The sequence below is a fragment of the Mycetohabitans endofungorum genome, from assembly GCF_002927045.1.
In the GTDB taxonomy this organism is placed as follows: domain Bacteria; phylum Pseudomonadota; class Gammaproteobacteria; order Burkholderiales; family Burkholderiaceae; genus Mycetohabitans; species Mycetohabitans endofungorum.
Genome location: NZ_PRDW01000001.1, coordinates 41,945 through 67,958, shown reverse-complemented (window position 1 = coordinate 67,958; position 26,014 = coordinate 41,945). Strand labels below are relative to the sequence as shown.

The 26,014-nt window shown below is 61.8% G+C and carries 24 protein-coding genes; 11 read left to right on the top strand and 13 right to left on the bottom strand.

What is annotated here, in order from left to right; translation table 11 throughout:
- Positions 1-3 precede the first annotated feature (3 nt).
- Together lptG and B0O95_RS00330 are read left to right on the top strand one after the other, a co-directional pair.
- Positions 4-1,152 (top strand): LPS export ABC transporter permease LptG, encoded by a 1,149-nt coding sequence (gene lptG / locus B0O95_RS00335; protein WP_104076102.1) that lies wholly within the window; start codon positions 4-6, stop codon positions 1,150-1,152.
- A gap of 70 nt (positions 1,153-1,222) precedes the next feature.
- The gene (locus tag B0O95_RS00330; protein WP_104076101.1) at positions 1,223-1,627 is read left to right on the top strand and encodes a sirohydrochlorin chelatase; all 405 of its coding nucleotides are present in this window, start codon (positions 1,223-1,225) and stop codon (positions 1,625-1,627) included.
- A 99-nt stretch (positions 1,628-1,726) separates the two neighbouring features.
- Here B0O95_RS00330 and B0O95_RS00320 read toward each other — a convergent pair whose 3' ends face one another.
- Positions 1,727-3,409 (bottom strand): nitrite/sulfite reductase, encoded by a 1,683-nt coding sequence (locus B0O95_RS00320; protein ID WP_104076100.1) that lies wholly within the window; start codon positions 3,407-3,409, stop codon positions 1,727-1,729.
- Positions 3,410-3,627: 218 nt separating this feature from the next.
- On the opposite strand from B0O95_RS00320, the gene B0O95_RS00315 reads away from it, so the two are divergent.
- On the top strand, positions 3,628-4,572 hold the full coding sequence (locus B0O95_RS00315) for a CysB family HTH-type transcriptional regulator (protein WP_104076099.1): 945 nt from the start codon (positions 3,628-3,630) through the stop codon (positions 4,570-4,572).
- 656 nt (positions 4,573-5,228) lie between these two features.
- Here the strand turns inward: B0O95_RS00315 and B0O95_RS00310 are convergent.
- The gene (locus B0O95_RS00310) at positions 5,229-6,539 is read right to left on the bottom strand and encodes a hemolysin family protein (RefSeq protein ID WP_104076098.1); all 1,311 of its coding nucleotides are present in this window, start codon (positions 6,537-6,539) and stop codon (positions 5,229-5,231) included.
- 218 nt (positions 6,540-6,757) lie between these two features.
- Between B0O95_RS00310 and B0O95_RS00305 the strand changes: the two genes are divergently transcribed.
- Entirely contained in the window at positions 6,758-7,459 is a 702-nt protein-coding gene (locus B0O95_RS00305) for a 16S rRNA pseudouridine(516) synthase (protein ID WP_104076097.1), read from the top strand.
- Between the two features lie 162 nt (positions 7,460-7,621).
- Positions 7,622-7,813, top strand: coding sequence for a hypothetical protein (locus tag B0O95_RS00300; protein WP_076787369.1), 192 nt, complete (start codon positions 7,622-7,624; stop codon positions 7,811-7,813).
- Positions 7,814-7,819: 6 nt separating this feature from the next.
- Here the strand turns inward: B0O95_RS00300 and B0O95_RS00295 are convergent, their stop codons facing one another.
- Complete coding sequence (locus B0O95_RS00295) at positions 7,820-8,917, bottom strand: Rossmann-fold NAD(P)-binding domain-containing protein (protein WP_104076313.1); 1,098 nt, start codon at positions 8,915-8,917, stop codon at positions 7,820-7,822.
- Positions 8,918-9,079: 162 nt separating this feature from the next.
- Here B0O95_RS00295 and B0O95_RS00290 point away from each other — a divergent pair, with 162 nt between their 5' ends.
- Together B0O95_RS00290 and B0O95_RS00285 are read left to right on the top strand one after the other, a co-directional pair.
- Positions 9,080-10,111, top strand: a complete 1,032-nt coding sequence (locus B0O95_RS00290; RefSeq protein WP_104076096.1) for a CDP-6-deoxy-delta-3,4-glucoseen reductase — start codon at positions 9,080-9,082, stop codon at positions 10,109-10,111.
- Between the two features lie 302 nt (positions 10,112-10,413).
- The gene (locus tag B0O95_RS00285) at positions 10,414-11,601 is read left to right on the top strand and encodes an acetylornithine transaminase (RefSeq protein ID WP_104076095.1); all 1,188 of its coding nucleotides are present in this window, start codon (positions 10,414-10,416) and stop codon (positions 11,599-11,601) included.
- Between the two features lie 43 nt (positions 11,602-11,644).
- On the opposite strand, the gene B0O95_RS00280 is transcribed toward B0O95_RS00285, so the two are convergent.
- The 6 genes from B0O95_RS00280 to B0O95_RS00245 all read right to left on the bottom strand — a co-directional run bounded on the left by B0O95_RS00280 (position 11,645) and on the right by B0O95_RS00245 (position 17,827).
- Positions 11,645-12,361, bottom strand: a complete 717-nt coding sequence (locus tag B0O95_RS00280) for an ABC transporter ATP-binding protein (RefSeq protein WP_104076312.1) — start codon at positions 12,359-12,361, stop codon at positions 11,645-11,647.
- Positions 12,362-12,386: 25 nt separating this feature from the next.
- Positions 12,387-13,163, bottom strand: a complete 777-nt coding sequence (locus B0O95_RS00275; protein ID WP_104076094.1) for an ABC transporter ATP-binding protein — start codon at positions 13,161-13,163, stop codon at positions 12,387-12,389.
- A gap of 28 nt (positions 13,164-13,191) precedes the next feature.
- Positions 13,192-14,361: an ABC transporter permease subunit gene (locus tag B0O95_RS00270; protein ID WP_104076093.1), complete on the bottom strand. Its 1,170-nt coding sequence runs from the start codon at positions 14,359-14,361 to the stop codon at positions 13,192-13,194.
- 22 nt (positions 14,362-14,383) lie between these two features.
- Complete coding sequence (locus B0O95_RS00265) at positions 14,384-15,334, bottom strand: branched-chain amino acid ABC transporter permease (protein WP_104076092.1); 951 nt, start codon at positions 15,332-15,334, stop codon at positions 14,384-14,386.
- Positions 15,335-16,409: 1,075 nt separating this feature from the next.
- Complete coding sequence (ispH, locus tag B0O95_RS00250; RefSeq protein WP_104076090.1) at positions 16,410-17,363, bottom strand: 4-hydroxy-3-methylbut-2-enyl diphosphate reductase; 954 nt, start codon at positions 17,361-17,363, stop codon at positions 16,410-16,412.
- 8 nt (positions 17,364-17,371) lie between these two features.
- Positions 17,372-17,827, bottom strand: a complete 456-nt coding sequence (locus tag B0O95_RS00245; protein ID WP_104076089.1) for an FKBP-type peptidyl-prolyl cis-trans isomerase — start codon at positions 17,825-17,827, stop codon at positions 17,372-17,374.
- 91 nt (positions 17,828-17,918) lie between these two features.
- Between B0O95_RS00245 and radC the strand changes: the two genes are divergently transcribed.
- The 4 genes from radC (at position 17,919) to nadB (ending at position 20,978) form a co-directional block, all read left to right on the top strand.
- Positions 17,919-18,638 (top strand): RadC family protein, encoded by a 720-nt coding sequence (gene radC, locus B0O95_RS00240; RefSeq protein WP_104076088.1) that lies wholly within the window; start codon positions 17,919-17,921, stop codon positions 18,636-18,638.
- 132 nt (positions 18,639-18,770) lie between these two features.
- Positions 18,771-19,004: a 50S ribosomal protein L28 gene (gene rpmB, locus B0O95_RS00235; RefSeq protein WP_104076087.1), complete on the top strand. Its 234-nt coding sequence runs from the start codon at positions 18,771-18,773 to the stop codon at positions 19,002-19,004.
- Positions 19,005-19,015: 11 nt separating this feature from the next.
- Positions 19,016-19,183, top strand: coding sequence for a 50S ribosomal protein L33 (rpmG, locus tag B0O95_RS00230; RefSeq protein WP_013434320.1), 168 nt, complete (start codon positions 19,016-19,018; stop codon positions 19,181-19,183).
- A gap of 196 nt (positions 19,184-19,379) precedes the next feature.
- Positions 19,380-20,978 (top strand): L-aspartate oxidase, encoded by a 1,599-nt coding sequence (gene nadB / locus B0O95_RS00225; protein ID WP_104076086.1) that lies wholly within the window; start codon positions 19,380-19,382, stop codon positions 20,976-20,978.
- 39 nt (positions 20,979-21,017) lie between these two features.
- Here the strand turns inward: nadB and nadC are convergent, their stop codons facing one another.
- The 4 genes from nadC to B0O95_RS00205 all read right to left on the bottom strand — a co-directional run bounded on the left by nadC (position 21,018) and on the right by B0O95_RS00205 (position 26,013).
- Complete coding sequence (nadC, locus tag B0O95_RS00220; RefSeq protein ID WP_104076311.1) at positions 21,018-21,926, bottom strand: carboxylating nicotinate-nucleotide diphosphorylase; 909 nt, start codon at positions 21,924-21,926, stop codon at positions 21,018-21,020.
- Between the two features lie 14 nt (positions 21,927-21,940).
- A complete protein-coding gene (nadA, locus tag B0O95_RS00215; protein WP_104076310.1) occupies positions 21,941-23,080 on the bottom strand; it encodes a quinolinate synthase NadA in 1,140 nt (379 codons plus the stop codon).
- Between the two features lie 166 nt (positions 23,081-23,246).
- Positions 23,247-24,443, bottom strand: coding sequence for a DesA family fatty acid desaturase (locus B0O95_RS00210; protein ID WP_104076085.1), 1,197 nt, complete (start codon positions 24,441-24,443; stop codon positions 23,247-23,249).
- Between the two features lie 211 nt (positions 24,444-24,654).
- Entirely contained in the window at positions 24,655-26,013 is a 1,359-nt protein-coding gene (locus B0O95_RS00205) for a mechanosensitive ion channel family protein (RefSeq protein ID WP_104076084.1), read from the bottom strand.
- Position 26,014 lies beyond the last annotated feature (1 nt).

The following is a 26,014-nucleotide window of genomic DNA, read 5'->3' as shown; positions in this document are numbered from 1 at the left end:
CCGATGCGCCTCTACGAAAGGTACTTCGCCAAGCAGGTCTACCTGACCTTTGCGTTCATCCTGTTCGCGTTCTCAGGGTTGTTTTTCTTTTTCGACCTGATCAGCGAACTGAACTCCGTCGGGCACGGCAACTATAAGTTCAGCTATGCGGTGCTGCGCGTGATGCTGCAGACGCCGTCGCGGTTCTACGAGATCATCCCGGTCGCCGCGCTGATCAGCGCGATCTATGTGTTCGCGCAGATGGCGGCCAGTTCCGAGTTCACGATTTTTCGCGTCTCGGGGCTGTCCACGCATCGCGCGCTCGGCTCGCTGCTGAAAATCGGCGTGCCGATCGTCGTGCTGACCTTCGTGATCGGCGAAGTCGTCGGCCCCTACACCGACCAGTTGTCCGAGCGCGTGCGCTTGGAGGCGCTCGGCTCCTCGGTATCGAGCAATTTCCAATCGGGCGTGTGGGTCAAGGATACGGTGCCGGGCAGTGGCACCACCGCGCAGCTCACGCGCTTTGTGAACGTAGGAGAGCTAAAGCCGGACGCGACCATTTCGAACGTGCGGATCTACGAATTCGATTCACAGTTCCGTCTTGCGGACGTGCGCACGGCCGACAGCGGCCGTTACGTACGGCCGGGCCAGTGGCTGCTCAAGGGCGTGACGGAAACGCAGCTGCACGATGTGGCGCCGGCCGCCGCAACAGCCAAGGACGTGCTCAATCCCGTGTACAAGTCCGCGCAAGTTTCAATGCCGGAGTACCAGATGCGCTCCGAGCTAACACCGCAGATCCTGTCGGTGTTGCTGGTTGCGCCGGACCGGATGTCGATGACGAACCTGTTTTCGTACGTGCAGCATTTGCGCGAGAATCACCAGGATGCACAACGCTATATGATTGCGCTGTGGCGCAAGCTGCTCTATCCGTTCGCAGTCTTAGTGATGTTGGTGCTGTCGCTGCCGTTTGCCTACCTGCATACGCGCGCGGGCGTCGTCGGCGTCAAGGTGTTCGGCGGCATCATGCTCGGCATGAGCTTCCAACTGTTCAACACGCTGTTCTCGCACATCGGCACGCTCAACACCTGGCCCGCGCCGTTGACAGCTGCGACACCCGGCCTGATCTATCTTGCGTTGGGATTGCTCGCGCTGCGCTGGGTCGACCGCCACTAACGCCCACGCCGGTGTCATCTCGATAGCCCCATCGTGCCAGCGCGGTGCGTGATCGACCAGGAGTATCGCCATGTCAGCATCAAGCAGCGGATTGATTCTGTTAGGCCACGGCGCGCGCGATTCGCGCTGGGCCGAGCCGTTCGAGCGGGTCGCGTCGCTCGTGCGGGCGCGCCGCCGTGCGCAGCAGGACGAGGGCCCAGTGTCGCTCGCGTTCCTGGAATGGATGCCACCGCCGCTGCAAGCCGCGATTGCAGCGCAGGTCGCCGACGGATGCAACCGGATCGTCGTCGTGCCGGTGTTTATGGGCCAGGGCGGCCACGTGCAGCGCGACTTGCCGGCGTTGCTCAGTCAAGCTCGCGCCGCCCATCCGCACGTGCACATCGATTGCGCGTCATCCGTCGGCGAGGACGAAGCGGTGTTGCACGCGCTCGCGGAATGCTGCGAGCGCGCAATGGGTGAAGCGCACAACGGGTGAAGCGTCACCGCGCCGGCGCGGCACGCACGACGCTCCAGTCGTCGTCCACGACCTGGCGTTGTCGGATGATTTTTTCAATGGCTTGAGTCATCTTCCACCTCACGCGTGCGCCGATTGACGTGCCGCGTACACCCGCTCCTTGAACGGCGCAATGCCGATCCGCTTATACGTATCGATGAAACGTTTGTCATCGACGCGATGCTCGACGAACGTATCGATCACCTTGGTGATAACCTCCGGCACCTCATCGGCCGCGAACGACGGCCCGATCACCCGGCCCAGTGCCGACGCGTTGCCTTGCTCGCCGCCAAGCGAGACCTGGTACCACTCGGCGCCATCCTTGTCCACGCCCAGAATGCCGATATTGCCGACGTGGTGGTGGCCGCACGAGTTCATGCAGCCGGAGATGTTCAACGACAGCTCGCCCAGGTCGTACACGTAATCCAGGTCGTCGAAGCGCTGCTGGATTGCCTGTGCGATCGGGATCGACTTCGCGTTGGCCAACGAGCAAAAATCGCCGCCCGGGCAGGCGATGATGTCGGTGAGTAACCCGATGTTCGGCGCGCCGCAGCCGATCTCGCGGGCCTTTTCCCACAGCGTATACAAATCGCGCTTCTTCACGTTCGCCAGGATCAGGTTCTGCTCATGCGACACGCGAAGCTGACCGAAACTGTACGCATCGGCCCAATCGGCGAGCGCTTCCATTTGCGTATCGGTCACGTCGCCCGGCGGCTGATATTTCCACATGGCGCCGGGTTTCAATGACAACGTCACCGCGGCATAGCCCGGCACGCGATGAGGGTGCACATTGCGCTCGACCCAGCGCGCGAATGCTCGGTTCTCCAGCAAGTGCTTTTCGAACGACGCGTCGGTATCGGACAGCTTTTCATACGGGGGCGGCGCGAAATGCTGCGCGACGCGCTGCACCTCGTCGCGGGTCAGTGTCGAGGGGCCGTCCTTCAAGTGTTGCCACTCCTGTTCCACCTGCTGCGAGAACTTGTCCTTGCCAAGCGCCTTGACCAGGATCTTGATCCGCGCCTTGAACAAATTGTCGCGACGGCCGAACCGGTTATACACCCGCAGCACGGCCTCGCAGTACGTCAGCAGGTGCTGCCACGGCAGATCCTCCTTGATGATCGTGCCCAGAATGGGCGTGCGGCCCATGCCGCCACCCGCCAGCACGCTGCACACCACCTCGCCATCGGCGTCGCGCTTCAGATAAATGCCCAGGTCGTGTAATTGCACAGCGGCACGATCCTGTGTCGCGCCGGCAACGGCGATCTTGAACTTGCGCGGCAGCCACGCAAATTCGGGATGGAATGTGGACCATTGGCGCAGCAACTCAGCCCATGGACGCGGATCGACGATCTCGTCCGGCGCGACGCCGGCGAACTGGTCAGCGGTAATGTTACGGATGCAGTTGCCCGAGGTCTGGATCGCGTGCATCTGCACCGACGCGAGCTTGCGCAGGATCTCTGGCGTTTCTTCCAGTTTAATCCAGTTGAACTGCATGTTCGAGCGCGTCGAGAAATGGCCGTAGCCGCGATCGTGCTCGCGTGCAATGCGCGCCAGCATCCGCAACTGGTCGCTACGCAGGTTGCCGTACGGAACCGCAATACGATGCATATAGGCGTGCCGCTGCATATACAACCCGTTTTGCAGTCGCAGCGGGCGGAATTCTTCCTCGGTCAGTTCTCCGGACAAACGCCGGCAGACCTGATCGGCATATTGCCGGACGCGCTCGTTGACGATCGTCTGGTCGTACGGGTCGTATTGATACATGTAGGGCCCCAGTCTTTCGTGTGCGTTGCACGCCGACGGTGCACTGCACCGGCCCACTCTTCCCGGGTAATATGCGCGCCGCCGTCCCGTTCAAATAATCCGCCATTTGCAAAGCACAAAAACAGATATCGATATTGGAAAATCTGGGGAAATCGTAATAGACTCGCCTTATACGTCAAACGACTAAAAAATTCTGTCTATATGCGGAGGGGTTATATATGAACCTGCATCAGTTCCGGTTCGTGCGCGAGGTCGTCCGTCAGAATTTCAATCTAACCGAGGCGGCCAAAGCCCTGTACACCTCGCAACCTGGCGTATCGAAGGCGATCATCGAGTTGGAGGACGAACTTGGCGTCGAAATCTTCACCCGGCACGGCAAGCGCGTGCGCTCGTTGACCGAACCTGGCAGGATCATCCTGTCCTCGGTGGAAAAAATCCTGCAAGAGGTCGAAAGCCTAAAAAGAGTCGGGAAAGATTACGCAGCGCAGGACCAAGGCAATCTGGTGATCGCCGCTACTCACACGCAAGCGCGGTATTCATTGCCACAGGCGGTGGCCGAGTTCAAAAAACGGTTTCCGAAGGTGCACCTGTCAATTCTGCAAGGCAACCCGACCCAGGTCGCCGATATGGTCCTGCGCGACCAGGCCGACCTGGCCATCGCGACCGAGGCCATCTCGACGTATAAGGACCTAGTCTCGCTGCCGGCATTCCAGTGGCATCACTTGGCGGTCACGCCGCCCGAGCATGCGTTGCTTGACAGAAAGCAACAGATCACGCTGGACGATCTCGCGCAATTTCCGTTGATCACCTATGACAACGCGTTCGCGGGGCGCTCGAAGATCAACCAGGCGTTCGCTTTGCACGGACTCACACCAGACATCATCCTCGAGGCGATCGACGCGGATGTCATTAAGACCTATGTCGAACTGGGCCTGGGCGTGGGGATCATGGCCGACGTCGCATTCAACGCGGAGCGCGACCGGCAGCTACGCGCGATTCCCGTTGGCCGCCTATTCGGTACCAACACTACACGGGTTGCATTGAAACAAGGCACCTACCTGCGCGGCTACGTCTATACATTTATCGAATTGCTCTCGCCGACGCTGAACCGCAAGTTGGTCGAACAGGCGATGCGGGGCAACGCCAATTCGTATGAATTGTGAAGTGAGTGGACATCTGCGTTGACATGCTTGCCGAGCGTGTCGAATTGCGACATAATCACGGTCTGCGCCGCGCGGTGACCTCGGTCCTACGCGGATTAGCATCACTCATAGATAGTGAGTGTGAGGTAGTGTTGCAAACTGCTTCACCGTTTTGCCCGGGTGGTGAAATTGGTAGACGCAGGGGACTCAAACCAAATTTGAGCCCTTCAGGGGAAACCCCGGAGGTGAAGCCCGTCAAACTCGGTGAAGGCCCTGGACGCAAGTCCGAGCTAATGCCGAGCCAAGCCTTGGCGCCGTGAGGCGCCTTGGAAGGTGTAGAGAGCAGACGGCGGGCACCTAAGGCCAACAGGCTAAGGTGAAGGCGTGCTCCAGACCACGAACGTCCTCTCTCCGAGAGGGCGGCGGCGAAAGCCGAAGTGGGAAGAAAATCCCCCGCCGCAAGGCGTGCCGGTTCGATTCCGGCCCCGGGCACCAACAGATATTTCGGCGTAGGCCGCAGTATTCGGACAAACCCCGTGAGATCAAGGTCTCACGGGGTTTTTCTTTTATTTGCTGCACCGCGCCTGGTTCGGGGACCGCCTGATGCCGCTGCGTCGGTTTTGCCGCGGCGGTGTGAAACACCAAGCAGGCTGACGCGGACAATGGAATCGGCGCGGCTACGCTGGCGCACCCTGCGGCGTTTTCGGCCAAACCTTGACCGTCACGATTCGCGGACCGACCCGTTCGTTGACGGTGATCAGGCATGAGCCGAAGTCCACGCTCTGCCCCTGCTGCGGTAATTCGCCCAGTTTGTCCAGGATCATGCCGCCGACCGACTCGGCCGACTGCTCACCAAAATCCACGCCCAGCAGGTGCTCGAGCGAAACGATCGACAGGCTGCCACGACCGATCACGCTGCCATCCGGCTGCCGTTGCCATTCAACATCAGTTGCGCGCGTATCGTCCCGGATCTGGCCCACCAGCGCCGCAAGCAGGTCCGGCAACGTGACGAAGCCGACCGGCTTCAGCCCGGGACGCCCGATCACCGCAAAGTGAGGCGCACCCGAGCGAAAGCGCCGCAGCAGTTCGAGCGCGGGCATCTCCGGCAACACCTCGAGCACGGGGCGCGCGAGTTCGCGCAGGTCGCGCGATGTATGCCCTTCGAGACGACGAAACAGCAAATCTTTCACATCAACCATGCCAAGCACCTTGTCGCCGCTTTCGTCGAAGAGCGGATACCGGCTGTAGCGGCTCTTTGCCGCCAACGCCAGATTCGCGTCGAATGACAGACTCACGTTGAAGCTCACCGCGTCGCGCAGCGGACGCATCAGGTCCGATGCAGTCAGTTCGCCGAACTCCAGCGAGTGCGACAACGTACTAAGCTCGTCGCTCGAGAACTGCCGATGGGAGCGGCTCGCACGCACGATCAGCTTCAGCTCGTCACGACCATACGGGGCTTCAGCCTGCCCGGCGTCCGACAGGCCAAACCACGCGAGCATCCGGTTCGAGCTAACATTGAGCAGTGCAATGGCCGGATACATGATCCAGTAGAACAGGTATAGCGGCACGGCGGTCAACAGGCCGGCGCGCTCCGGCATCCGGATGGCGAGCGATTTCGGCGCAAGCTCACCCGCCACGATATGCAGGAACGAAATGATCAGGAACGCCAGCGCCAGCGCGATTGCGTCGGCAAGCGGCGGCACGATTTGCAGCATGCCGAACAGCGGGGCTAGCAAATGGGCAAACGCCGGCTCTCCCAACCAGCCCAAGCCGAGCGATGCAAGCGTGATGCCGAGTTGGCAGGCTGACAGGTAAGCGTCCAGGTGGGCATGCACGCGCGACAATACGCGGCCCCGCCAGCCGTATTGCCGGGAAATGGCCGCAACCCGCGTGCCGCGCAGCTTGACCAGCGAGAATTCCGCGGCAACGAAGAAACCATTGAGAAAGACCAGCAGCAGGGCAGCAACAAACGCGAAAAATGTCTGCATCAGAAAAATCGAACCGGCTCACCGACGTGCGGGAACAAAGGGCCATTGTATGTCAGCAAGATGACGATGTCGGATTGGCCTAACGCACAAGTGTTGCACAGTCGCTCACACGGGGCCCGCACCTCGGCAAGCCGCGACGCGCCGGTGCGCGGGCACGCGATAACGGGCGCAGCCTACACCGACCGCGGCGGACGATGGCATTGTTAGAATCCCGACACATGAACCTCGAAAGCATTCTTTTTTCCCAAGGCTTCGGATCGCGGCGCGAGTGCAGAGCGCTCGTCATCCGAGGCGCAATCACGATTGGCGAGCAGCGCTGCGATGATCCGAATGCCGTCTTCGAGACAGCGGGGCTGGTGTTCCACGTGGACAGCGTACGCTGGGAGTATCGGCACAAGGCCTATCTGGTCTTGCACAAACCACCCGGGTATGAGTGCTCGCACGCGCCGCAGCACTATCCGAGCGTCTATAGCCTGCTTCCCCCCGCGCTGATCACACGCGGCGTGCAATGCGTGGGCCGCCTCGATGCGGATACGACGGGCCTGTTGTTACTCTCCGACGATGGGGCCTTCATCCATCGGCTGGGCTCGCCCAAGCACAAGATACCGAAGACGTACGTCGCCACCACGCGCCATCCAGTGCAGGACGCTCAGCTCAATGCGCTGCGTCAAGGAGTGCAGCTGCACGGCGAGCCGGCGGTGAGCACGGCGCGCTCGGCACGGCGGCGCGATGAACGCACGATCGAATTGGTGCTCACCGAGGGAAAATACCACCAGGTCAAGCGGATGATCGCCGCCGCGGGCAACCGTGTCGAGCAACTCCATCGCGAGGCCATCGGGGCGTTCGTACTGCCCGCGTCGCTCGCGCAGGGGCAGTGGCAGTGGCTCGAAACCGAGGAACTCGGCATGTTGACGGGATAAAGCGAACGGCATAACCGATCTTCGGCACACTGGCAAGCTGCGGACCCCCTGTACGCGTCAGCTCGGGCGTGCCACTGCTGCACCGCAACATGCTTTCCGCAGTCATGTGTCTATACTGACAAATAAGGACGCCATCGGGCGTATGCTGTGGAGGACGGCACCATGATCACCGGCGACACCTTCGAGATCACCTATATGATGATTGCGTTCGCGCTGCTCGGCGCAATACTGATCGGGGCATTGCTGACCGCGCTTCATCTCAAGCGCAAATACCATCCCAACCTGATCGGCGCGATCCTTGGCGCATTGCTGTGTTTCGCGATTATCGAGGCCATGCCAATGCTCGCGTTGTGAACAGCGTCAACGATGCGCGTTCGACAATTGGCGCGCGTGCTCGCGCAAAAAGTCCTCGACACTCGGGTAGCGCAACTTGACCGCGAGTTCAACGCGCAAACGTCGGTTGACCAGGCGTCGGGATTCGCGCATAAACGATAACAATGCCGCGTCGAGCGTGGCTTCAGCCTGTTGCCGGGTGATGCGCGGCACCGGGCGCAAGCCGCATGCGTGGGCGATACGGTCGAAATACTCGCCCATCTTCCAATGCGTAGCGTCGACCGCATGAACGACGCGCTGCGGGCGGCCGCGGAACAACGCCCGGACCGCGATAGCGGCGAGGTCCTCCGCATGGACATGACCGGTATAGACGTCGTCCACATCGCACAAAGCCGGCGTACCGCGTCGCAGCCGCTCCACGGGCAACCGCTCGATGGCATAGATCCCGGGCACCCTGAGAATCGACACCCTGGCAGATCCTCGTGAGCCGGCGCGACGCAATTGGCGCTCGGCCGATACACGGCGCACCGCACGCGCGTTGACCGGCCGCACGGGCCGCGTCTCATCGATGAGCGCACCATCGCAATCGCCATAGACCCCTGTGGTGCTCAGATAGACAATGCGTACCGGCGGCGGCTGGCGCAGCGGGCCCGGCGGCCACCGTCGGTGCCGCACGGCGCGCGGTGGCCGCTCGGGTACAATGGCGCTCTCGGTCATGACGCGCTCGACAATCGCGTGTGTGCTGCCAGCGACGCGACGCGTGACGATGCTCTGCGCACCCATGGCGACGCGCGGTGCGCGGGCGGCGCGCCGCAGACCCCGTCGCGCGCCCAACGCAGCCAATAGCGCAGCAGTGCGGCGATCTGTCACACCCTGGGCTTGCGGCGGCGCCAAATGGAGCATTTCCCGCGCCACGCGTGCGGCGCGCGCCAGCGAGCGCCGGTCGTCGAGATCGCCGAGCAGCGGCACGAGCCCGGCCGAGCGCAGCGATGCGAAACGTGCCGGCTGAGTCGTCAGGGCGAACACGCGAAAGCGTTCGCGCAGCCATGCCGCGCAGCGCAATCCGACATCGCCGCAGCCGACCACCAGGATGCGGGGGCGGCCCAAAGCACGGCGGCGCGGCACAGGCACACCACCGCCGCTGCGCACAGGCGACGCGGCGGTGGAAACAGCGGCCACTGCATGCGGCGGCGTGGCGCACCATTGGAAAGATCGGCTGAAAAGGGTCATCGGATACATTGTAGCGGGCCGGCCGATCAAACGTTTTTGTTATTACTCGATTGAACTATGGCATTCAACGTAACGATCCGACAGAGCGGCAAGCAATTCCAAGTCGAAGCCGACGAACCGGTTCTGACCGCGGCGCTGCGTCAGGGCATCGGCTTGCCGTACGGCTGCAAGAACGGCGCATGCGGCTCATGCAAGGGCCAGCTCGTGAGCGGCAGTATCGAGCAGCGTTCGCATTCGTCATCGGCGCTGTCGAACGACGAAAAAACCCGCGGCATGGCGCTATTTTGCTGCGCCACCGCACAATCTGACCTGGAAATCGATATCCGTGAGATCGCCGGCGTGGGCGACATGCAAGTGAAGAAGCTGCCGTGCCGCGTCAATGCACTGGAGCGCGTGGCGCACGACGTGATCGTGCTCAAGCTGCAACTGCCGGCCAATGAGCGGCTGCAATATCTGGCGGGCCAGTACATCGAGTTCATCCTGAAGGACGGCACGCGCCGCAGCTATTCAATGGCGAGCGCGCCACACCATGAAGGCCCGCTCGAACTGCATATCAGGCACATGCCGGGCGGCGTTTTCACCGACCACGTGTTCGGTGCAATGAAGGAACGCGACATCCTTCGCTTCGAGGGCCCGCTCGGCACGTTCTTCTTGCGCGAGGACTCCAACAAGCCGATCGTGCTGCTCGCATCGGGAACAGGCTTTGCGCCTATCAAGGCGATCATCGAGCATGCACGCTTCAAGGGCATCACACGCCCCATGACGCTGTATTGGGGCGGCCGCCGGCGCGGTGATCTGTATCTGGCAAGCCTGGCCGAGCAATGGGCGCGCGAAGTGCCCGGCTTCAAGTTCGTGCCGGTGCTCTCCGAACCCGATCCGGCCGACAGCTGGCAGGGTCGCACGGGTTTCGTTCATCGTGCCGTCATCGAGGATCTGCCAGACTTGTCCGGGTATCAGGTGTATGCTTGCGGTGCCCCGGTGATGGTCGAGGCCGCGCAGCGCGATTTCACTGCGCATCACGGCTTGCCGGCCGACGAATTCTACGCAGACTCGTTCACCAGCGCAGCGGATTTGGCGAACGCGGTTTGACCAGATCCCATGGCGGCGTGCCCGCATCGAGCCGCGTGTTGAACCAGCGCGACGCAATTTCCGGTTTACAACCAACGCTTGCGTCGCGTATTCTTCGCGGATGATTCGCGCTCAAGCCCATCTCCGACGTCGCCGTTCGCTGCTTCCATAGGGAAGCCGCTGGCTCGTTACGGACTGTCGCGCTGAATGGCCGCGCACCGGATTACCAAGCCACGGACTTCCGTGGCTTTTGTTTTTTCCGAATCCTTTGTCCCGTTGATCGTTGCGTGCGATCGCATTCCCGTTGAGCGAAGAGACTTGCCATGAATTTTCAGGATTACCCAGTTCAGTCGCTGATGTACATCACCGATCGTCCCGACATCGTTTTCACGCACGGCAAGGGATCGTGGCTACACGACAACAACGGCAAGCGCTATCTGGACTTCATCCAGGGCTGGGCGGTCAATGCGCTCGGGCACTGCAACGACGCAATGATCGACGCGCTGAACCGGCAGGCGCAACGGTTGATCAACCCGAGTCCGGCGTTCTATAACGAGCCAATGGCACGGCTGGCGAAGCTGCTGACCGACAACAGTTGCTTCGATAAAGTATTTTTTGCCAACAGCGGCGCCGAAGCCAATGAGGGCGCGATTAAGCTCGCGCGCAAGTGGGGCCGCAAGTTCAAGGGCGGCGCATACGAGATCATCACGTTCAACCACGGCTTCCACGGCCGCACGCTGGCGACGATGTCGGCAAGCGGCAAGCCCGGTTGGGACGCGCTATACGCGCCGCAGGTACCCGGCTTTCCGAAGGCCGAGTTCAACGATATCGGCTCTGTCGAGAAGCTGATCACCGACAAGACTGTTGCGGTGATGCTCGAGCCGATACAGGGCGAAGCCGGCGTGGTTCCCGCGTCGGGTGAGTTCATGCAGCAATTGCGGGCCCTCACCCGCGAACGCGGCGTGCTGCTGATCGTCGACGAGGTGCAAAGTGGCTGCGGCCGCGCTGGCACGCTGTTCGCCTATCAGCTCAGCGGCATTGAGCCGGACATCATGACGCTGGGTAAGGGTATCGGCGGCGGCGTGCCGCTGGCCGCGTTGCTCGCCCGCGACGAGATCGCATGCTTCGAGGCCGGCGACCAGGGCGGCACGTATAACGGCAACCCGTTGATGTCCGCGGTCGGCGAGGCAGTGATATCGCAGCTGGTCGCGCCGGGCTTTCTCGAACGCGTGCGCGAGAACGCCCGCTACCTGAGCGATCGGTTGCTTGCGCTGTCCGACGCGCGTGGACTGGCCGGCGAGCGCGGCGAAGGCATGCTGCGCGCGTTGCTGCTCGGCCGAGACGTCGGGCCACAAATCGTCCAGAAAGCACGCGAACTGGCGCCGGAAGGCCTGCTGCTCAATGCCGCTCGCCCTAACCTGCTGCGCTTCATGCCGGCATTGAACGTGACGCGCGCCGAGATCGACCAAATGTTCACGATGCTCGACAACGTGCTGGACCAGGTGCTTTGAGTCCGGGGGGCGACGCCGGCATGCGGGCCGACGCGCGGCTGGCTCACTCGCCGAGGTAGGCGGCGCGCACCTTCGGATCGTCCAGCATCTGTTTGGCATCGCCCGACATCGTGATCGCGCCGGAGTCCATCACGTAGCCGCGGTTGGCTGCTTGCAGCGCAAGGCGGGCGTTCTGCTCGACCAGTAACACCGTCATGCCTTCCGAGGAAATCGCCCGCACCACCTCGAAGATCTTCTCCACCATGATCGGCGACAGGCCCATCGACGGCTCGTCGAGCAACAGCAGCTTGGGCCGCGACAACAGCGCACGCGCCATCGCCAGCATCTGCTGCTCGCCCCCCGAAAGCGTGCCCGCCCACTGCGTGGCGCGCTCCTTCAGGCGCGGGAAGAAACCGAACATGCGCTCCACATCGGCTTTGATGCCGTCCGAGTCGGTACGCAGATACGCGCCCATCTGCATGTTTTCCAGAATCGACATGCGCGCGAAGATGCCCCGGCCCTCCGGCACCATCGCCAAGCCCCGCTTGAGCAATTCATGCGTGGGCACGCCCTTGATCGACTGCCCCAGGTAGAGGATATCGCCGCCGGCCCATTCCTTGATCCCGGTGATCGCCTTCATCGTCGTGGTCTTGCCCGCGCCATTGGCACCGATCAGCGTGACCAGCTCACCCTGCCCGACCTTCAGGTCCACTCCCTTGACTGCCTGGATGCCCCCGTAGGCCACCTGCAGTCCCTTGATCTCCAGCATTGCCCCGTTCATTCCGTTCACGTCGCTCGTCGCCATCTCAATGCACCCCTGCGCCCAGATAGGCTTCGATCACCTTCGAATCCTTGCGCACGTCCTGCGGCAGGCCATGCGCGATGACCTTGCCGTAATCCAGCACTGTCATGCGGTTGCACAAGTGCATCACCAGCTTCACGTCGTGCTCGATCAACAGGATGGTCTTGCCATCGTCGCGAATCTTCTCCAGCAGTCGCGTGAGTTCGACTTTCTCGGTCGCGTTCATCCCCGCGGCCGGCTCGTCCAGGGCGAGCAGCTTCGGGTCGGTCGCCAGCGCCCGCGCGATCTCCAGCCGCCGCTGGTGACCGTATGACAAATTGCGGGCCGTGTAGTCGGCGTACTGCAGCACGCCCACATAGTCCAACAATTCCAGCGCGCGCTCCTTGATCTCGCGCTCTTCCCGCCGCTCGGCCGGCGTTTGCAATATCGCGCCGATCAACCCGTGACGCGTACGCACGTAACGCCCGACCATCACGTTCTCCAGCGCCGTCATCCCGCCGAATAGCCGGATGTTCTGGAAAGTGCGTGCGATGCCGGCCTTGGCCACCTGGTAGGCTGCGGTTGGCGTGTACGGACTGCCGTCCAGCACGAACTCGCCCGAATCCGGCGTGTACAACCCGGTAATCACGTTGAAAAACGTGGTCTTGCCCGCTCCGTTCGGGCCGATCAGCCCATAGATCTCGCCCGAGCGGATCTCCAACCCGACATCGGAAAGTGCCTGTAGGCCGCCGAAGCGCTTGTTGACGCCCTTCACGGAGAGTCGAAGCGTTTGTTCACTCATTGCTGTTTACTCCGTGTCTGCAGGCGCGTCACACACGCAAGGCCTTTTTGCCGTTGCGCCGCGCGATCTTGACGAGCTTGTCCTCATGCCTGGCCGCCGGCCACAACCCTGCCGGTCGATACAGCATGACCACCACCATCGCCAGACCGTACAGCAACTGCCGGATCACTTCCGTGTCAAGGATCTGATGACCAAAGATCGCGTTCTGCAACGGTCCCATCGTCGAGCGCAGGAATTCCGGGAATACCGCGAGTAGCACCGCCCCGAGGATCACGCCGGGAATATGCCCCATGCCGCCGAGCACCACGCACGCGAGCACCACCACCGATTCCCAGAAGGTGAACGACTCCGGCGACACGAATCCCTGGAATGCACCGAACATCGCGCCGGACAGCCCACCGAATGAGGCGCCCATGGCGAACGCCAGCAACTTCACGTTGCGTATGTTAATGCCCATCGCCTTCGCGGCGATCTCGTCTTCCCGGATCGCAGCCCAGGCGCGGCCGATACGCGAGTGCTGCAGTCGCGTGCAGACAAAGATCACAAACAGCGAACAAAGCACGAACAAGTAGTAATACAGGTAGACCGTCGGGAATTTGACGCCGAGCAGTTCGTGGGTCTGCGCGAGATTGAAGCCGCCGATCTGCACCGGATCGATCCCCGTGATGCCCTTCGGACCGTTAGTCAAGTTCACCGGGCGATCCATGTTGTTCATGAAGATCCGCACGATTTCACCAAAGCCCAGCGTGACGATCGCCAAGTAGTCGCCCCGCAGACGCAACGTCGGTGCGCCGAGCAACACGCCACACACGGCGGCCAAGGCCATCGCCACCGGCACGATCAGCAGAATCGATACGTGCAGCCCGCCGGGTGCCAGATACGCGATCCACTCGAATTGGGTGGTGAGATGTGGTGAGGACAGCAGTGCGGCCGTATAGGCACCCACGGCATAGAATGCGATGTAGCCTAAGTCCAGCAGTCCGCAGAATCCCACCACCACGTTCAGTCCCAACGCCAGCATCACGTACAGCATCGCGAAGTCCAGCACACGCACCCAATAAGGCCCGCCCGCGGCGCCAATGAGCAGTGGCGCACAGACAACCAGCGCTGTCACCAGCAGCATGACCCCATGGTTTTTGGCCGTCTTCTTGACCAGAATCCTTGTCGTGGACGGCTCGATGGGTTGAATGGAAGTCATATTGAGTGCTCCTCAAGACGCGTCAGGCACGATCGGCAACGCGCTCGCCCAACAAGCCGGACGGACGCAAGACCAGCACAATGATCAGTACCACGAACGCAAACACGTCTTGGTAGTTACTGCCGATCACTCCGCCGGTGAGATCGCCGATGTAGCCAGCGCCCAGTTGCTCAATCAGCCCCAGCAGCACGCCCCCCACCATGGCGCCGCCCAGATTACCAATGCCCCCCAGCACCGCTGCCGTGAATGCCTTTAGGCCCGGGATGAAGCCCATGTAGAAGTGCACATTGCCGTACTCGGAGGCGATCATCACGCCAGCCAGGGCAGCCAGCGCCGAGCCAATCATGAACGTCGCCGAGATCACGAAGTTCGGGTTCACACCCATCAGGCTGGCCACATTCGGGTTCTCCGAGATCGCGCGCATTGCCCGTCCGAGCTTGGTCTTGTGCACCAGCAGCAGCAGAGCGACCATCACGACAAACGCCGTGACGATGATCACCACTTCTGTGGGCGAGATCACGGCGCCGGGCGACGTATCGGTGGCCTTGATGACATTGATCGGAGCGGTGGAAATCAACTGCGGAAACGACAGCGGATTGCGTCCCCAAATGACCATCGCTAACGTCTGCAACAGAATGGAAGCGCCGATGGCGGTGATTAGCGGAGCCAGGCGCGGCGCACGACGCAGCGGCCGGTACGCCATCTTCTCGATCGTGAAACCGAGGCACGCACAGACGGCTGCGGCGATCACCAGTGCAAGGACCAGCATGAGCACGTCGCCCAGCCCGGGGAAGTGCGCTTGCAGCACGCTGACCGCCGAAAGCGCGACCATCGCGCCCACCATCAGTACGTCGCCATGCGCGAAGTTGATGATGCCCAGAATCCCGTACACCATCGTATAGCCCAGCGCGATCATCGCGTAGACGCTGCCCAGCACCAGACCATTCAAGATCTGTTGGATGAAAATATCCATCGAATGCTCCTTGGACCGTACGCCACGGACCGCAACCTGGCCGCGGTGATGCGGCGTGACGATGCGAAGCGCGCGGTGCTCCTGGTACCCAAATAAACCGGTAAAGGTCTGCCGCCGACGACATTGGCGTATTCGTCATGGAAATACGTCAATTGGCGTGGCGGATACGAAAACGGCACCGAGGGTAAGCCCGGTGCCGCAGCGTTATACGCCGTTGTCAACAATTTCGATGTGGCGCATTACCTCGCTGTAGTCAGTGAGCCGCACACGATCTGGCGCCGCGATCTGCATGTAGGCAACGGCCCCAAAACCGTTGCGCACGCATGACCCGCGACGGGCGGGCTCGATGCCGATTGCTCGATGAGCCACTTGGATAGCATTGAAGTGACAGACCATTTTCGTCAATGGACAACTCATTTTCTGCCCCGTGCGAATCGCGGCCCCACTTTCCGAATATGACGATGCGGCCAAATCCGCCAGTCTTCGTTTCATCCTGCTGCGTGCAATCGGTGTACGCCGCAAGCGCGTCCCGGATACAGTGCCAACAAATCGGTTCCGCATGAAGAGGTCTTCCGCGCCTTACAGCAAGACGACTTTCGTCCCTGAACAGGTCACGAAACGCGCGCATTGTAACTCCGTTTTTGCAGTGGACAATATTCAAAACCAGCCTACGCCATATCCCTGCGCTGACGGCACATGAGGATATGGTAGTGTCGGGCACGGCGCTCGGCTTAGACGATCCGCCAGAACAGTCCGCAAAACCACGCCTGATTTGGCGAAGCGCATGCGCCGGCCGCGTCGGCGAAATACGAAGGCTGCCATTGATACTGACATCGCATATACCTAGCCAGTATCAATTCATGGACTGAGGTAACCCGTGTCAAAAACCCCTGTTTTCACGATGAAACTGGAACCCGAGCTGCGCGACGCTTTCATGGCCGAAGCCAAAGCAGCGCACCGCCCGGCTTCTTAAGTGGTGCGCGATCTAATGCGCGATTTCGTCCAGCGCTAACGCGAAGCGCGGGAATACGATAAATTCGACGCCGCCTCAGGCGCAAGGCGGCGCCGCGGTGGCTCAGATTTGCAGCGCCAGCCCTTTGGGCAACGGGAAGGAAACATTTTCCTGGACGCCATCCAGCGTCCGGACTTGGCAAGCGCCCAATTGACGCAACCGCTCGACGACTGCCTGCGCCAGCGCCTCGGGTGCCGAGGCGCCCGCCGTCACGCCGACGCGTTGTTTGCCGTCCAGCCAGGCAGGATCGATCTGCTCCGGCGCATCGACCATGTAGGCCGGCACGCCACGCTTTTCCGCCACTTCGCGCAGGCGGTTCGAGTTGGAGCTGTTCGGGCTGCCGACGACGATCACGACATCGCACTGCGGCGCCATGAATTTCACCGCATCCTGCCGGTTCTGCGTCGCGTAGCAGATGTCTTGCTTCTTCGGCTCGCGAATGGCGGGAAAGCGCGTCTTCAGCGCGCCGATCACGTCCATTGCATCGTCAATCGACAGCGTGGTCTGCGTCACGTATGCAAGCCGGTCGGGATCGGCGACCTCTAGCGCAGCGACGTCCGCCGCGGTCTCGACTAAGTGCATGCCCGCACTGGCCTGCCCCATCGTACCTTCAACCTCCGGGTGGCCGCGATGGCCGACCATCACGATCTCGCAACCTTCAGCACGCAGCTTGGCCACCTCCATGTGCACCTTGGTGACCAGCGGACAGGTGGCGTCAAAGACCCGCAATCCTCGGTCAAGCGCGCGGGCCCGCACTGCCTTTGGCACCCCGTGCGCGCTGAATATCAGCGTCGCACCGTCCGGGACGTCGTCGAGCGATTCAACGAATACCGCGCCCTTGCGACGCAGGTCGTCCACGACATAGGCGTTATGCACGATCTCGTGACGCACATAGATCGGTGAACCAAACAGCGTCAACGCACGCTCGACGATCTCGATCGCCCGGTCGACTCCCGCGCAGAATCCACGCGGCTGTGCCAGCAATATTTCGCTCGGGTATTCGGTTGTTGCGGTCATGGCGCTTCCTACAGGATGCCGATGATCTGGACCTCAAAGGTCAGATGCTGGCCGGCCAGCGGGTGGTTGAAGTCGAACAGCGCGTACGTCTCGCCGACCTCCTTGAGCACGCCGGCATAGCGCGCTCCGCTGGGCGCGTTAAATTCGACCAAATCGCCCGGGGAGAAATTCTCGTCGATCATCGAATTTTCACGCAGCGTGGCCAGCGAGACCTTCTGCACCAGTTCCGGATTACGCAAGCCAAATGCCTGCTCCGGTGTCAGCCGAATGGTCGAGTGGTGCCCGACCTTCATGCCGAGCAGAATGTCCTCCAGAGGTCCCGCGAGCTGTCCCGCGCCGAGCAACAGCGTCGCAGGCTTGTCGTCGAACGTGTTGACGATGTCCGCGCCCCCCTCCAGCGAAAGCCGGTAGTGCAGCGTGACATGGGAACCGGGCTTCACCTCGGAAATATCAATGATGCTCATGCGCAAGTTTTGAATACCGCGCGTCGCGGGCTGCGACCACGCAAGCTGTCATTGTAAGCCACCGCAGCGACACCAACATGGAGGTTAATCAATGCAATCCGGAACCGACGACTCGACGACGCGCCGACATGTGCCGATCCCGATCCGCCAATGGCCGGAACACGAACGGCCGCGGGAACGATTGTTCGTTGCCGGTGCAAGCGCCCTGACCGACGCGGAGCTGATCGCACTGTACCTGGGCAGCGGTAGTCGCGGGCGCGATGCGGTCGGACTGGGTCAGCAATTGCTGGCGCGCTTCGGCTCACTGCGCGGGTTGTTCAGCGCGTCCCATGACGAGCTGATTCAGGTCACCGGCATCGGACCGGCAAAGATTGCACGATTACAGGCGGCCACGGAGATCGCGCGCCGCGCGCTGGGCGAACAATCGCGCGAGCAGGCAACACTGGATCGCCCCGAAATCGTCGAGGACTATCTGCGCCTGATGATTGGCACCCGGCCCTATGAAGTATTCGTTTGCTTGTTCCTCGACACCCGGCTGCGCATGATCCATGCCGAAGAGTTGTCCCGCGGCTCGTTGTCACATGCCGCGGTCTATCCGCGCGAAGTCGTCAGGCGCGCGCTGCAGACCAACGCCGCCGCGCTGATCATCGCGCATAATCACCCATCCGGCGCGGCGCAACCCAGTGCGGCGGACCTGTCGATGACACGCACGCTCAAGAATACGTTGTGCTTGATGGACATCAAGCTGCTCGATCATTTCATCGTGACATCGGACACCATTTTGTCGCTCGCGCGCCACGGACTGCTATAGCCAGGCGACGCGACGGCCAGTGCGGATGACGCAAAGCAGGTTGATTTTTCTTGTCTTTTTCTGCTAGACTTGCGGTTTGCCCGTACCACCCCTTTCGTATCACCCGAATTTAAGCGTATTAGGAGTGCTCTGATGGCACGCAAATGTCAAGTTACTGGGAAAGCGCCGATGGTCGGCAATAACGTTTCCCACGCGAACAACAAGACCAAGCGTCGCTTCCTCCCGAACTTGCAAAGCCGCCGGTTCTGGGTGGAAAGCGAAAATCGCTGGGTGCGGCTGCGCGTTTCGAACGCGGGCCTGCGCCTGATCGACAAGAATGGCATCGACACCGTGCTCGCAGACCTGCGCGCGCGCGGTGAAGCTTAAGGAGCTGCGACATGGCCAAAGGCGCTCGCGACAAGATCAAGCTGGAATCGACGGCCGGAACCGGTCACTTCTACACCACGACGAAGAACAAGCGCACGATGCCCGAAAAGATGGCGATCATGAAGTTCGACCCGGTCGCGCGCAAGCACGTGGAATACAAGGAAACGAAGATCAAATAATGGATCTATGGGGCTTCCGATTGGCCCGCCGATCGGAAGTTCAACGTCTCTCGAGACTGTAGAGCCTGACGAAGAGCAAAAGACCCCGAACTCCGGGGTCTTTTGCTTTTTGCACGTCGTGTCGCATCGGGGTATGCTCCTTCGTTTCGGCGTACGGGTCCGGACCCGTCACGTAGGGTTTGAGGAGACCATCCCAATGAATTTCGACGTCGTCATCGTCGGTAGTGGACTGGCCGGGTTAAGTGTGGCGCTGAACCTGGCGCCCACTTGTCGGGTCGCCGTCATCGCGAAGCGGGCCCTGTCCGACGGTGCTAGCGACTGGGCGCAAGGTGGCATCGCAGCCGTGCTGGACTCGGCAGACAGCATCGACAGCCATGTCCGCGATACGCTGGTCGCCGGCGCAGGCCTATGCGACGAACCCGCGACGCGCTTCATCGTCGAGAACGCACGCGCGGCGATCGAATGGTTGATCGGCGAAGGCGTGCCGTTCACCAAGGACGATAACGCCGAATTGGGGTTTCACCTGACGCGCGAAGGCGGACACAGCCATCGGCGCATCATTCACGCGGCCGATGCCACCGGCCATGCGGTGCTGTCGACGCTCATCGAGCAAGCCCGTCAACGCCCGAACATCACGCTGCTCGAGCATCACTGCGCAATCGACCTGGTCACGTCCGACCGGCTCGGGTTGCCGGGCCGGCATTGCTTCGGGCTGTACGTGCTCGACATTGACAGCGGCAAGACACTGACGATCGAGACACCGCACACCGTGCTAGCCACCGGCGGCGCCGGCAAAGTGTACTTATATACGACGAACCCGGATACCGCGACCGGCGACGGCATTGCGATGGCCTGGCGGGCCGGTGCACGGGTGGCGAACATGGAGTTCATTCAATTCCATCCGACCTGCCTGTACCATCCGTATGCCGGCTCGTTCCTCATTTCCGAGGCGGTGCGCGGCGAAGGCGGATTGCTGAAGCTGCCGGACGGCACCCGCTTCATGCCGCAGCATGACGAGCGCGCGGAATTGGCACCACGCGACATCGTCGCCCGTGCAATTGACTTCGAAATCAAGAAGCGCGGTATCGATTGCGTCTATCTCGATATCAGTCACCAACCGGCTGCATTCCTGCACAAGCACTTCCCGACAATCCTCGCCCGATGCCAGCAGTTCGGCATCGATATCACGCGCGCCCCAATCCCCGTCGTGCCGGCCGCCCATTACACGTGTGGCGGCATCGTGACCGACCTGGCCGGCCGAACCGATCTCACCGGACTCTATGCGGTCGGCGAAACCTCCTATACGGGCTTGCATGGCGCCAACCGGCTTGCAAGCAATTCGCTGCTGGAGTGCCTGGTAATCGGCAGAGCCACGGCGCGAGCCATCGAAGACGCGGGGTTTCATACCGCGCACAATCTCAAATTGCCGCAGTGGGATGAGAGCCGCGTGTCCGATGCCGACGAAGAGGTCGTCGTGGCTCACAACTGGGATGAGGTGCGGCGGCTGATGTGGAACTATGTCGGCATCGTGCGAACCGACAAGCGGCTGGCACGGGCGAAGCACCGACTGGCGCTGCTGCGCGACGAGATCCACGAGTACTATGCGAATTTTCGTATCAGCCGTGACCTGCTCGAGTTGCGCAACCTGGTCGATGTTGCGTTGCTGATCGTCGACAGCGCCCGCTCCCGGCTCGAAAGCCGCGGCTTGCATTTCAGCCGCGACTGGGAGCAGGCGTTACCTAAAGCGATGCCAACGGTGCTGAGCCCGAAGCGATTGCGCAACCGCTCAATCTGATCGCCCGTGGCTGCACCCGCGGCAGTTCGGCACCGAGGGCTACGCGCGATCGAGGATTCGCATCGAATAGTCGGTCGCGCGCACGTCCTTGGTCAGTGCGCCAATCGATATTCGATCCACGCCGGTCGCCGCGATATCGCGCACCGTGTCCAAGCCAACGCCCCCGGAGACCTCAAGCAACGCCCGATGATCGTTCAGCGCAACCGCATCACGCATCATGTCCAGCGTGAAGTTGTCCAGCAACACCGATTGAGCACGATGCGCCAGTGCCACTCGCAGCTGTTCGAGCGTCTCGACCTCGACCTGCACCGGCACGCCCGCCTGCAATGCATACGCGGCCTGCAGCGCAGCGGCGACACCGCCCGCGGCCGCAATATGATTTTCCTTAATTAGGATGCCGTCATACAGTGCCAGCCGCTGGTTGTCACCGCCGCCGACCCGAACGGCATACTTTTGCGCCAGCCGCAGGCCAGGCAGCGTCTTGCGCGTATCGAGAATCCGCGCCCGGGTGCCGGCAATCGCCTCGACGTATCGGCGCGTGGCCGTCGCGACGCCGGACAACAATTGCAGGAAGTTCAAGCCATTGCGCTCAGCCGTCAACAGTGCGCGCGCAGGGCCCCGCAACGAGCACACCGGCGTATCGGCGCGCATCCATTCGCCTTCGCGATAATGCCATGACAGTTCGATGCGGGCATCGACGCTGCGCATCACTTCGGCGAACCAGAGTACGCCGCACAGCACCGCGGGCTCACGCACGATGATCCGGGCATCGAACACGTCGTCTGCAGGCACGAGCAAGCCCGTCCAGTCACATGCGCCAACATCCTCCGCCAGCGCGTCCTGCACGTTCTGACGCAGCGCGGTCATCAACGCATCACCGTAGTCGTGACGGATTTGCTCATAGCCATCCCATTGTGGCGCCGCCACCGTGCGGATCTCGCTGCCCATCCCGGTCACGCCCATCATGCGGCCCCCATATGTCGAAATAACGCATCATCGCGCGCCAGGTCGCCGCTGGCCCGCACATTGCGCTTCTTCTGTGCAGCGAAGTCCAGCATGCGGTCGATCGGCATCCGCGCACGCTCGGCGATGGCCGGATCGACGAATATCTCGTTCGCACCGGACTGCAGCACGGCGGCAAGATTAGCGAGGCCGTTCATCGCCATCCATGGGCAATGCGCACAGCTTTTGCACGTCGCGCTGTTGCCCGCGGTCGGCGCGGCGATGAACGTCTTGCCCGGCGCCGCCGCCTGCATCTTGTATAGGATGCCCAGGTCGGTAGCCACGATGAAGCGGGTCGCGTCAAGCGCCTTCGCCGCGTCGATCAGTTGCGTGGTCGAGCCGACTACGTCAGCCTGCGCAACGACCGATTCCGGCGACTCAGGATGCACAAGTACCTTGGCGTCCGGATGCTCGGCGCGCAACAGGTCAAGCTCAACCCCCTTGAACTCGTCGTGCACGAGACACGAGCCCTGCCACATCAGCATATCGGCGCCGGTCTTGCGCTGAATGTAGCCGCCCAGATGGCGGTCCGGCGCCCACAAGATCTTCTCGCCGCGCGCATGCAGCGCAGCGACGATATCCAGCCCGATTGACGAAGTCACCATCCAGTGCGCACGGGCCTTAACCGCCGCGCTCGTGTTCGCGTACACGACGACGGTCCGGTCGGGATGGGCGTCGCAGAACGCGGCAAACTGGTCGGCAGGACAACCTAGATCGAGCGAGCACGTCGCATCCAGGTCCGGCATCAACACGCGTTTTTCGGGGCTCAGGATCTTCGCGGTCTCGCCCATGAAACGCACGCCGGCCACGACCAGGGTACGGGCGTCGTGATCACGGCCGAACCGGGCCATTTCCAGCGAATCGGCGACGCACCCTCCGGTTTCCTCCGCTAGCGACTGCAGCTCCGGGTCGACGTAATAATGGGCGACCAGCACGGCCTGCTGCCGAATCAACCACTCGCGGATGCACGCGCGCAGCTCGGCGCGCTCGGCCGTCGACGGGCTCTGCGGCACGCGCGCCCATGCCTGCCCGACGCTGCAAGCCCCGCCGGGCATCACCGGTTTGTCGAACTCGACCGTCTTGATCGAACGCTGGTCCATCGTCATCCTCTCGCTGCTCAATATCATCGCCCGCGCCACCGCCCGCGTTATCCCGGTGATGCACGCGGGTTGCCTCATCGTGCGCCGAAACAAAAAAACCCCGCCTGTGCGGGGTTTTTGTGGCAGGACGGACTCCAAGTGTAACGGAATTTACCGACGCCTGCCTTTACGCATAGCGGCGCAAGCGCAGTGCGAATTCCTGCAATGCCTGGATGCCGCTTTGCTCCGCGCGATGGCACCAGTCCTGCAAGTGCGCCAGCAACTGCTCGCGTGACGCGTTCGAGCGATCCCATATCTGCGCGAGTTCCGTGCGCAATTGGTAGTATGTGCGCAGGCGCTGGCTGCTGGCGAAAATCTGCACCAACTGCCGTTTCTGCGGCTCGTCCAGACCGGCCTCGTCCTTGTGGATCCACTTGCGCGCGCCCTTGATCAGCGCATACTTCTCGCGCGCGCCCAATTCTTTTAACTGCGCCAACTCCTGCCGGTACACCCGCTTGACCGTTTTCGCGTAGCGCGCCATCACCTCGTAGCGGTTGGCCAGCACCGCGTGCAATGTGTCCAGGTCTGGCGCCGCCTTGCGCGCCGCCAGCCTCGGCGTCGGCGCGATTTTCTTCACCTTCGCGAGCCGGCATGCAGACATGATCCGGATGTACACCCAGCCGATGTCGAACTCGTACCACTTGTTAGACAGCTTGGCCGACGTCGCGTAGGTATGGTGATTGTTGTGCAATTCCTCGCCACCGATCAGGATGCCCCACGGAAACAGGTTCGTGCTCGCATCCGCACAGTTGAAATTGCGGTAGCCCCAGAAATGGCCGAGGCCGTTGACCACGCCGGCGGCCCAGAACGGAATCCACACCATCTGGATGGCCCACACCGAAATGCCGACGATGCCGAACAGCGCTAGGTCGATCAACGCCATAATCGTCACGCCGAGCACTGCATGCTTCGCATAGACATGCCGCTCGAGCCAATCGTCCGGCGTACCGTGCCCGTACTTCTTCAGCGTTTGCTCGTTCTTCGCCTCGGCGCGGTACAGTTCGGCGCCTTCGAGCAGCACTTTCCATATCCCGCGCGTCTGCGGACTGTGCGGATCCTCGTCGGTCTCGCATTTCGCATGATGCTTGCGATGGATCGCCGCCCACTGACCGGTGACCATGCCCGTGGTCAGCCATAGCCAGAAGCGGAAGAAGTGGCTGGCGATCGGATGCATGTCCAACGCGCGGTGCGCCTGGTGCCGATGCAGGTAGACGGTAACACCGATGATCGTGATGTGCGTCATCACGAGCGTATAGAGCACGATTTGCCACCAAGACCAGTTCAGCAGGCCATGGGCAACGAAATCAAGCACGGAATTCAGCAAAGTTATACCCAGAAAATAATACCCAAAAAATCGGAAAAACCGCCCGATTGAAGCATCGGACGTGACCTGCCACGGCGGTCAGCGAAAGGGCTAGTTCAGGATTCTACCTGATCAGGCGCAAGCGCCTGTCACAAAATGATTTGCTGTTGCGCGGCACACAGTCGCAGCTCCTGGTACGCGACATACCCTAATGCGTGACATAGAAAAGGAATCAAGCTGGTTTTCCTGCTTCGACCGTGGCGACCGGCATCGGTTCAATGGCGGCGGGCGCCGATTTGACGGCGGCGGCATTCAGGATCCGCACCTCGTGCTGCGCGGACGGAACACGGATACCGTGCGCGTTGAAACCCGCCCAGATATTGTAGTTGACGGCCGAACGCACCGACGTGGTGCCGAGTGCCGCTTCGGCGATCCAGAATCCCAGCTCCAGGTTGATCCCGTCGGCACCGAATCCGGCAAGATAGGGGCAAGGCGCCGGATCCTGCAACACGCGCTCCACACCCTGCGTGGCTTGGACGAGCACGCGCATCGCGAGGTCCACGTCCGTACCATACGCTACTTGGACCGACACCTTGGTCCAGCCGCGCGTGAGGAACGACGACTGGTTCTGCACGATGTCGGTGATCAGCTTCTCGTTCGGCACCAGCGTCTCGACGCCATCCAGCCCACGCACCACTGTGTAGCGGGTGCGAATCTGCGTGACCCGGCCTTGCAGACCGCCCACGCAAATCGTATCACCGAGCCGCAGCGAGCGGTCCAGCAGGATGATGAACCCCGACACGTAGTTGCTGGCAATCTTCTGCAATCCAAAGCCCAGCCCGACGCCGAGTGCACCGCCGAATACGCCAAGTACAGTGATATCGATGCCAACGATCGACAGGCTCACGAGCACCGCGGCCAGGATCAACGACGCACGACCGATGCGCGACAGCACGACCTGCAGGTTCGCATCAAGTGAGTTGGCCCGCAGCAGCCGCTCGTCCAGCGCGCGGCCCGCCCACAGCGCGCCGATCAATGCGATCATGACCCACAGCAGGCCGTTGCACAGCGACAACAGGCTCACGTGCGCGGTGGCCACGCGAAATTGCACGCTGGCCATCCAGTGCAGCACTTCGTCCTGAATGCCCATCACGGTCAGCGCCATGCCGGCCCATACCAGCACGGTGACGATTTTCTCGACCAGGTACGCGAGCCCGTGCAAGTGCCCGTCCCGGGAAAACACCCGGCGCATCAGGTACAACGCCACATAGATCAGCGCAATACCGAACAGCGGTACCCGCGCGAGTTCCAGTAGCGGCGTTTTCATCGCCTGACCTAACACAAGCCCCGTGCCGCCCACAATCAACCAGCCGAGGAACGGAAATAACGCCTTGTTCAGCCCATCCGCGCCGAAACGCACCGCCGCGTTGCGGGCGCGTCGATACGCATCCAGCCGCTTGCGGACATAACCGGCAAGCCCCCATGCCAGCGCTAGCGCGCCGATCAGCGCAACGACTTGCCAGAGCATCGCCGGCTGGCCGAGGTCGCGGATCAAGTCGCCGAACAGGTGGGTCAGTATCCGATCCTGCATG

Excerpts from the sequence above, each read along its gene's own strand:
- nadC (WP_104076311.1), bottom strand. The coding sequence starts at position 21,926 with ATGGGCAGCGAGATCCGCACGGTGGCGGCGCCACAATGGGATGGCTAT.
- radC (WP_104076088.1), top strand. The coding sequence starts at position 17,919 with ATGCAATCCGGAACCGACGACTCGACGACGCGCCGACATGTGCCGATC.
- B0O95_RS00285 (WP_104076095.1), top strand. The coding sequence starts at position 10,414 with ATGAATTTTCAGGATTACCCAGTTCAGTCGCTGATGTACATCACCGAT.
- B0O95_RS00280 (WP_104076312.1), bottom strand. The coding sequence starts at position 12,361 with ATGAACGGGGCAATGCTGGAGATCAAGGGACTGCAGGTGGCCTACGGG.
- ispH (WP_104076090.1), bottom strand. The coding sequence starts at position 17,363 with ATGACCGCAACAACCGAATACCCGAGCGAAATATTGCTGGCACAGCCG.
- B0O95_RS00275 (WP_104076094.1), bottom strand. The coding sequence starts at position 13,163 with ATGAGTGAACAAACGCTTCGACTCTCCGTGAAGGGCGTCAACAAGCGC.
- rpmG (WP_013434320.1), top strand. The coding sequence starts at position 19,016 with ATGGCCAAAGGCGCTCGCGACAAGATCAAGCTGGAATCGACGGCCGGA.
- lptG (WP_104076102.1), top strand. The coding sequence starts at position 4 with ATGCGCCTCTACGAAAGGTACTTCGCCAAGCAGGTCTACCTGACCTTT.
- nadA (WP_104076310.1), bottom strand. The coding sequence starts at position 23,080 with ATGGACCAGCGTTCGATCAAGACGGTCGAGTTCGACAAACCGGTGATG.
- B0O95_RS00290 (WP_104076096.1), top strand. The coding sequence starts at position 9,080 with ATGGCATTCAACGTAACGATCCGACAGAGCGGCAAGCAATTCCAAGTC.
- B0O95_RS00245 (WP_104076089.1), bottom strand. The coding sequence starts at position 17,827 with ATGAGCATCATTGATATTTCCGAGGTGAAGCCCGGTTCCCATGTCACG.
- nadB (WP_104076086.1), top strand. The coding sequence starts at position 19,380 with ATGAATTTCGACGTCGTCATCGTCGGTAGTGGACTGGCCGGGTTAAGT.
- B0O95_RS00305 (WP_104076097.1), top strand. The coding sequence starts at position 6,758 with ATGAACCTCGAAAGCATTCTTTTTTCCCAAGGCTTCGGATCGCGGCGC.
- B0O95_RS00330 (WP_104076101.1), top strand. The coding sequence starts at position 1,223 with ATGTCAGCATCAAGCAGCGGATTGATTCTGTTAGGCCACGGCGCGCGC.
- B0O95_RS00270 (WP_104076093.1), bottom strand. The coding sequence starts at position 14,361 with ATGACTTCCATTCAACCCATCGAGCCGTCCACGACAAGGATTCTGGTC.
- B0O95_RS00315 (WP_104076099.1), top strand. The coding sequence starts at position 3,628 with ATGAACCTGCATCAGTTCCGGTTCGTGCGCGAGGTCGTCCGTCAGAAT.
- B0O95_RS00205 (WP_104076084.1), bottom strand. The coding sequence starts at position 26,013 with ATGCAGGATCGGATACTGACCCACCTGTTCGGCGACTTGATCCGCGAC.
- B0O95_RS00320 (WP_104076100.1), bottom strand. The coding sequence starts at position 3,409 with ATGTATCAATACGACCCGTACGACCAGACGATCGTCAACGAGCGCGTC.
- B0O95_RS00310 (WP_104076098.1), bottom strand. The coding sequence starts at position 6,539 with ATGCAGACATTTTTCGCGTTTGTTGCTGCCCTGCTGCTGGTCTTTCTC.
- B0O95_RS00300 (WP_076787369.1), top strand. The coding sequence starts at position 7,622 with ATGATCACCGGCGACACCTTCGAGATCACCTATATGATGATTGCGTTC.
- rpmB (WP_104076087.1), top strand. The coding sequence starts at position 18,771 with ATGGCACGCAAATGTCAAGTTACTGGGAAAGCGCCGATGGTCGGCAAT.
- B0O95_RS00265 (WP_104076092.1), bottom strand. The coding sequence starts at position 15,334 with ATGGATATTTTCATCCAACAGATCTTGAATGGTCTGGTGCTGGGCAGC.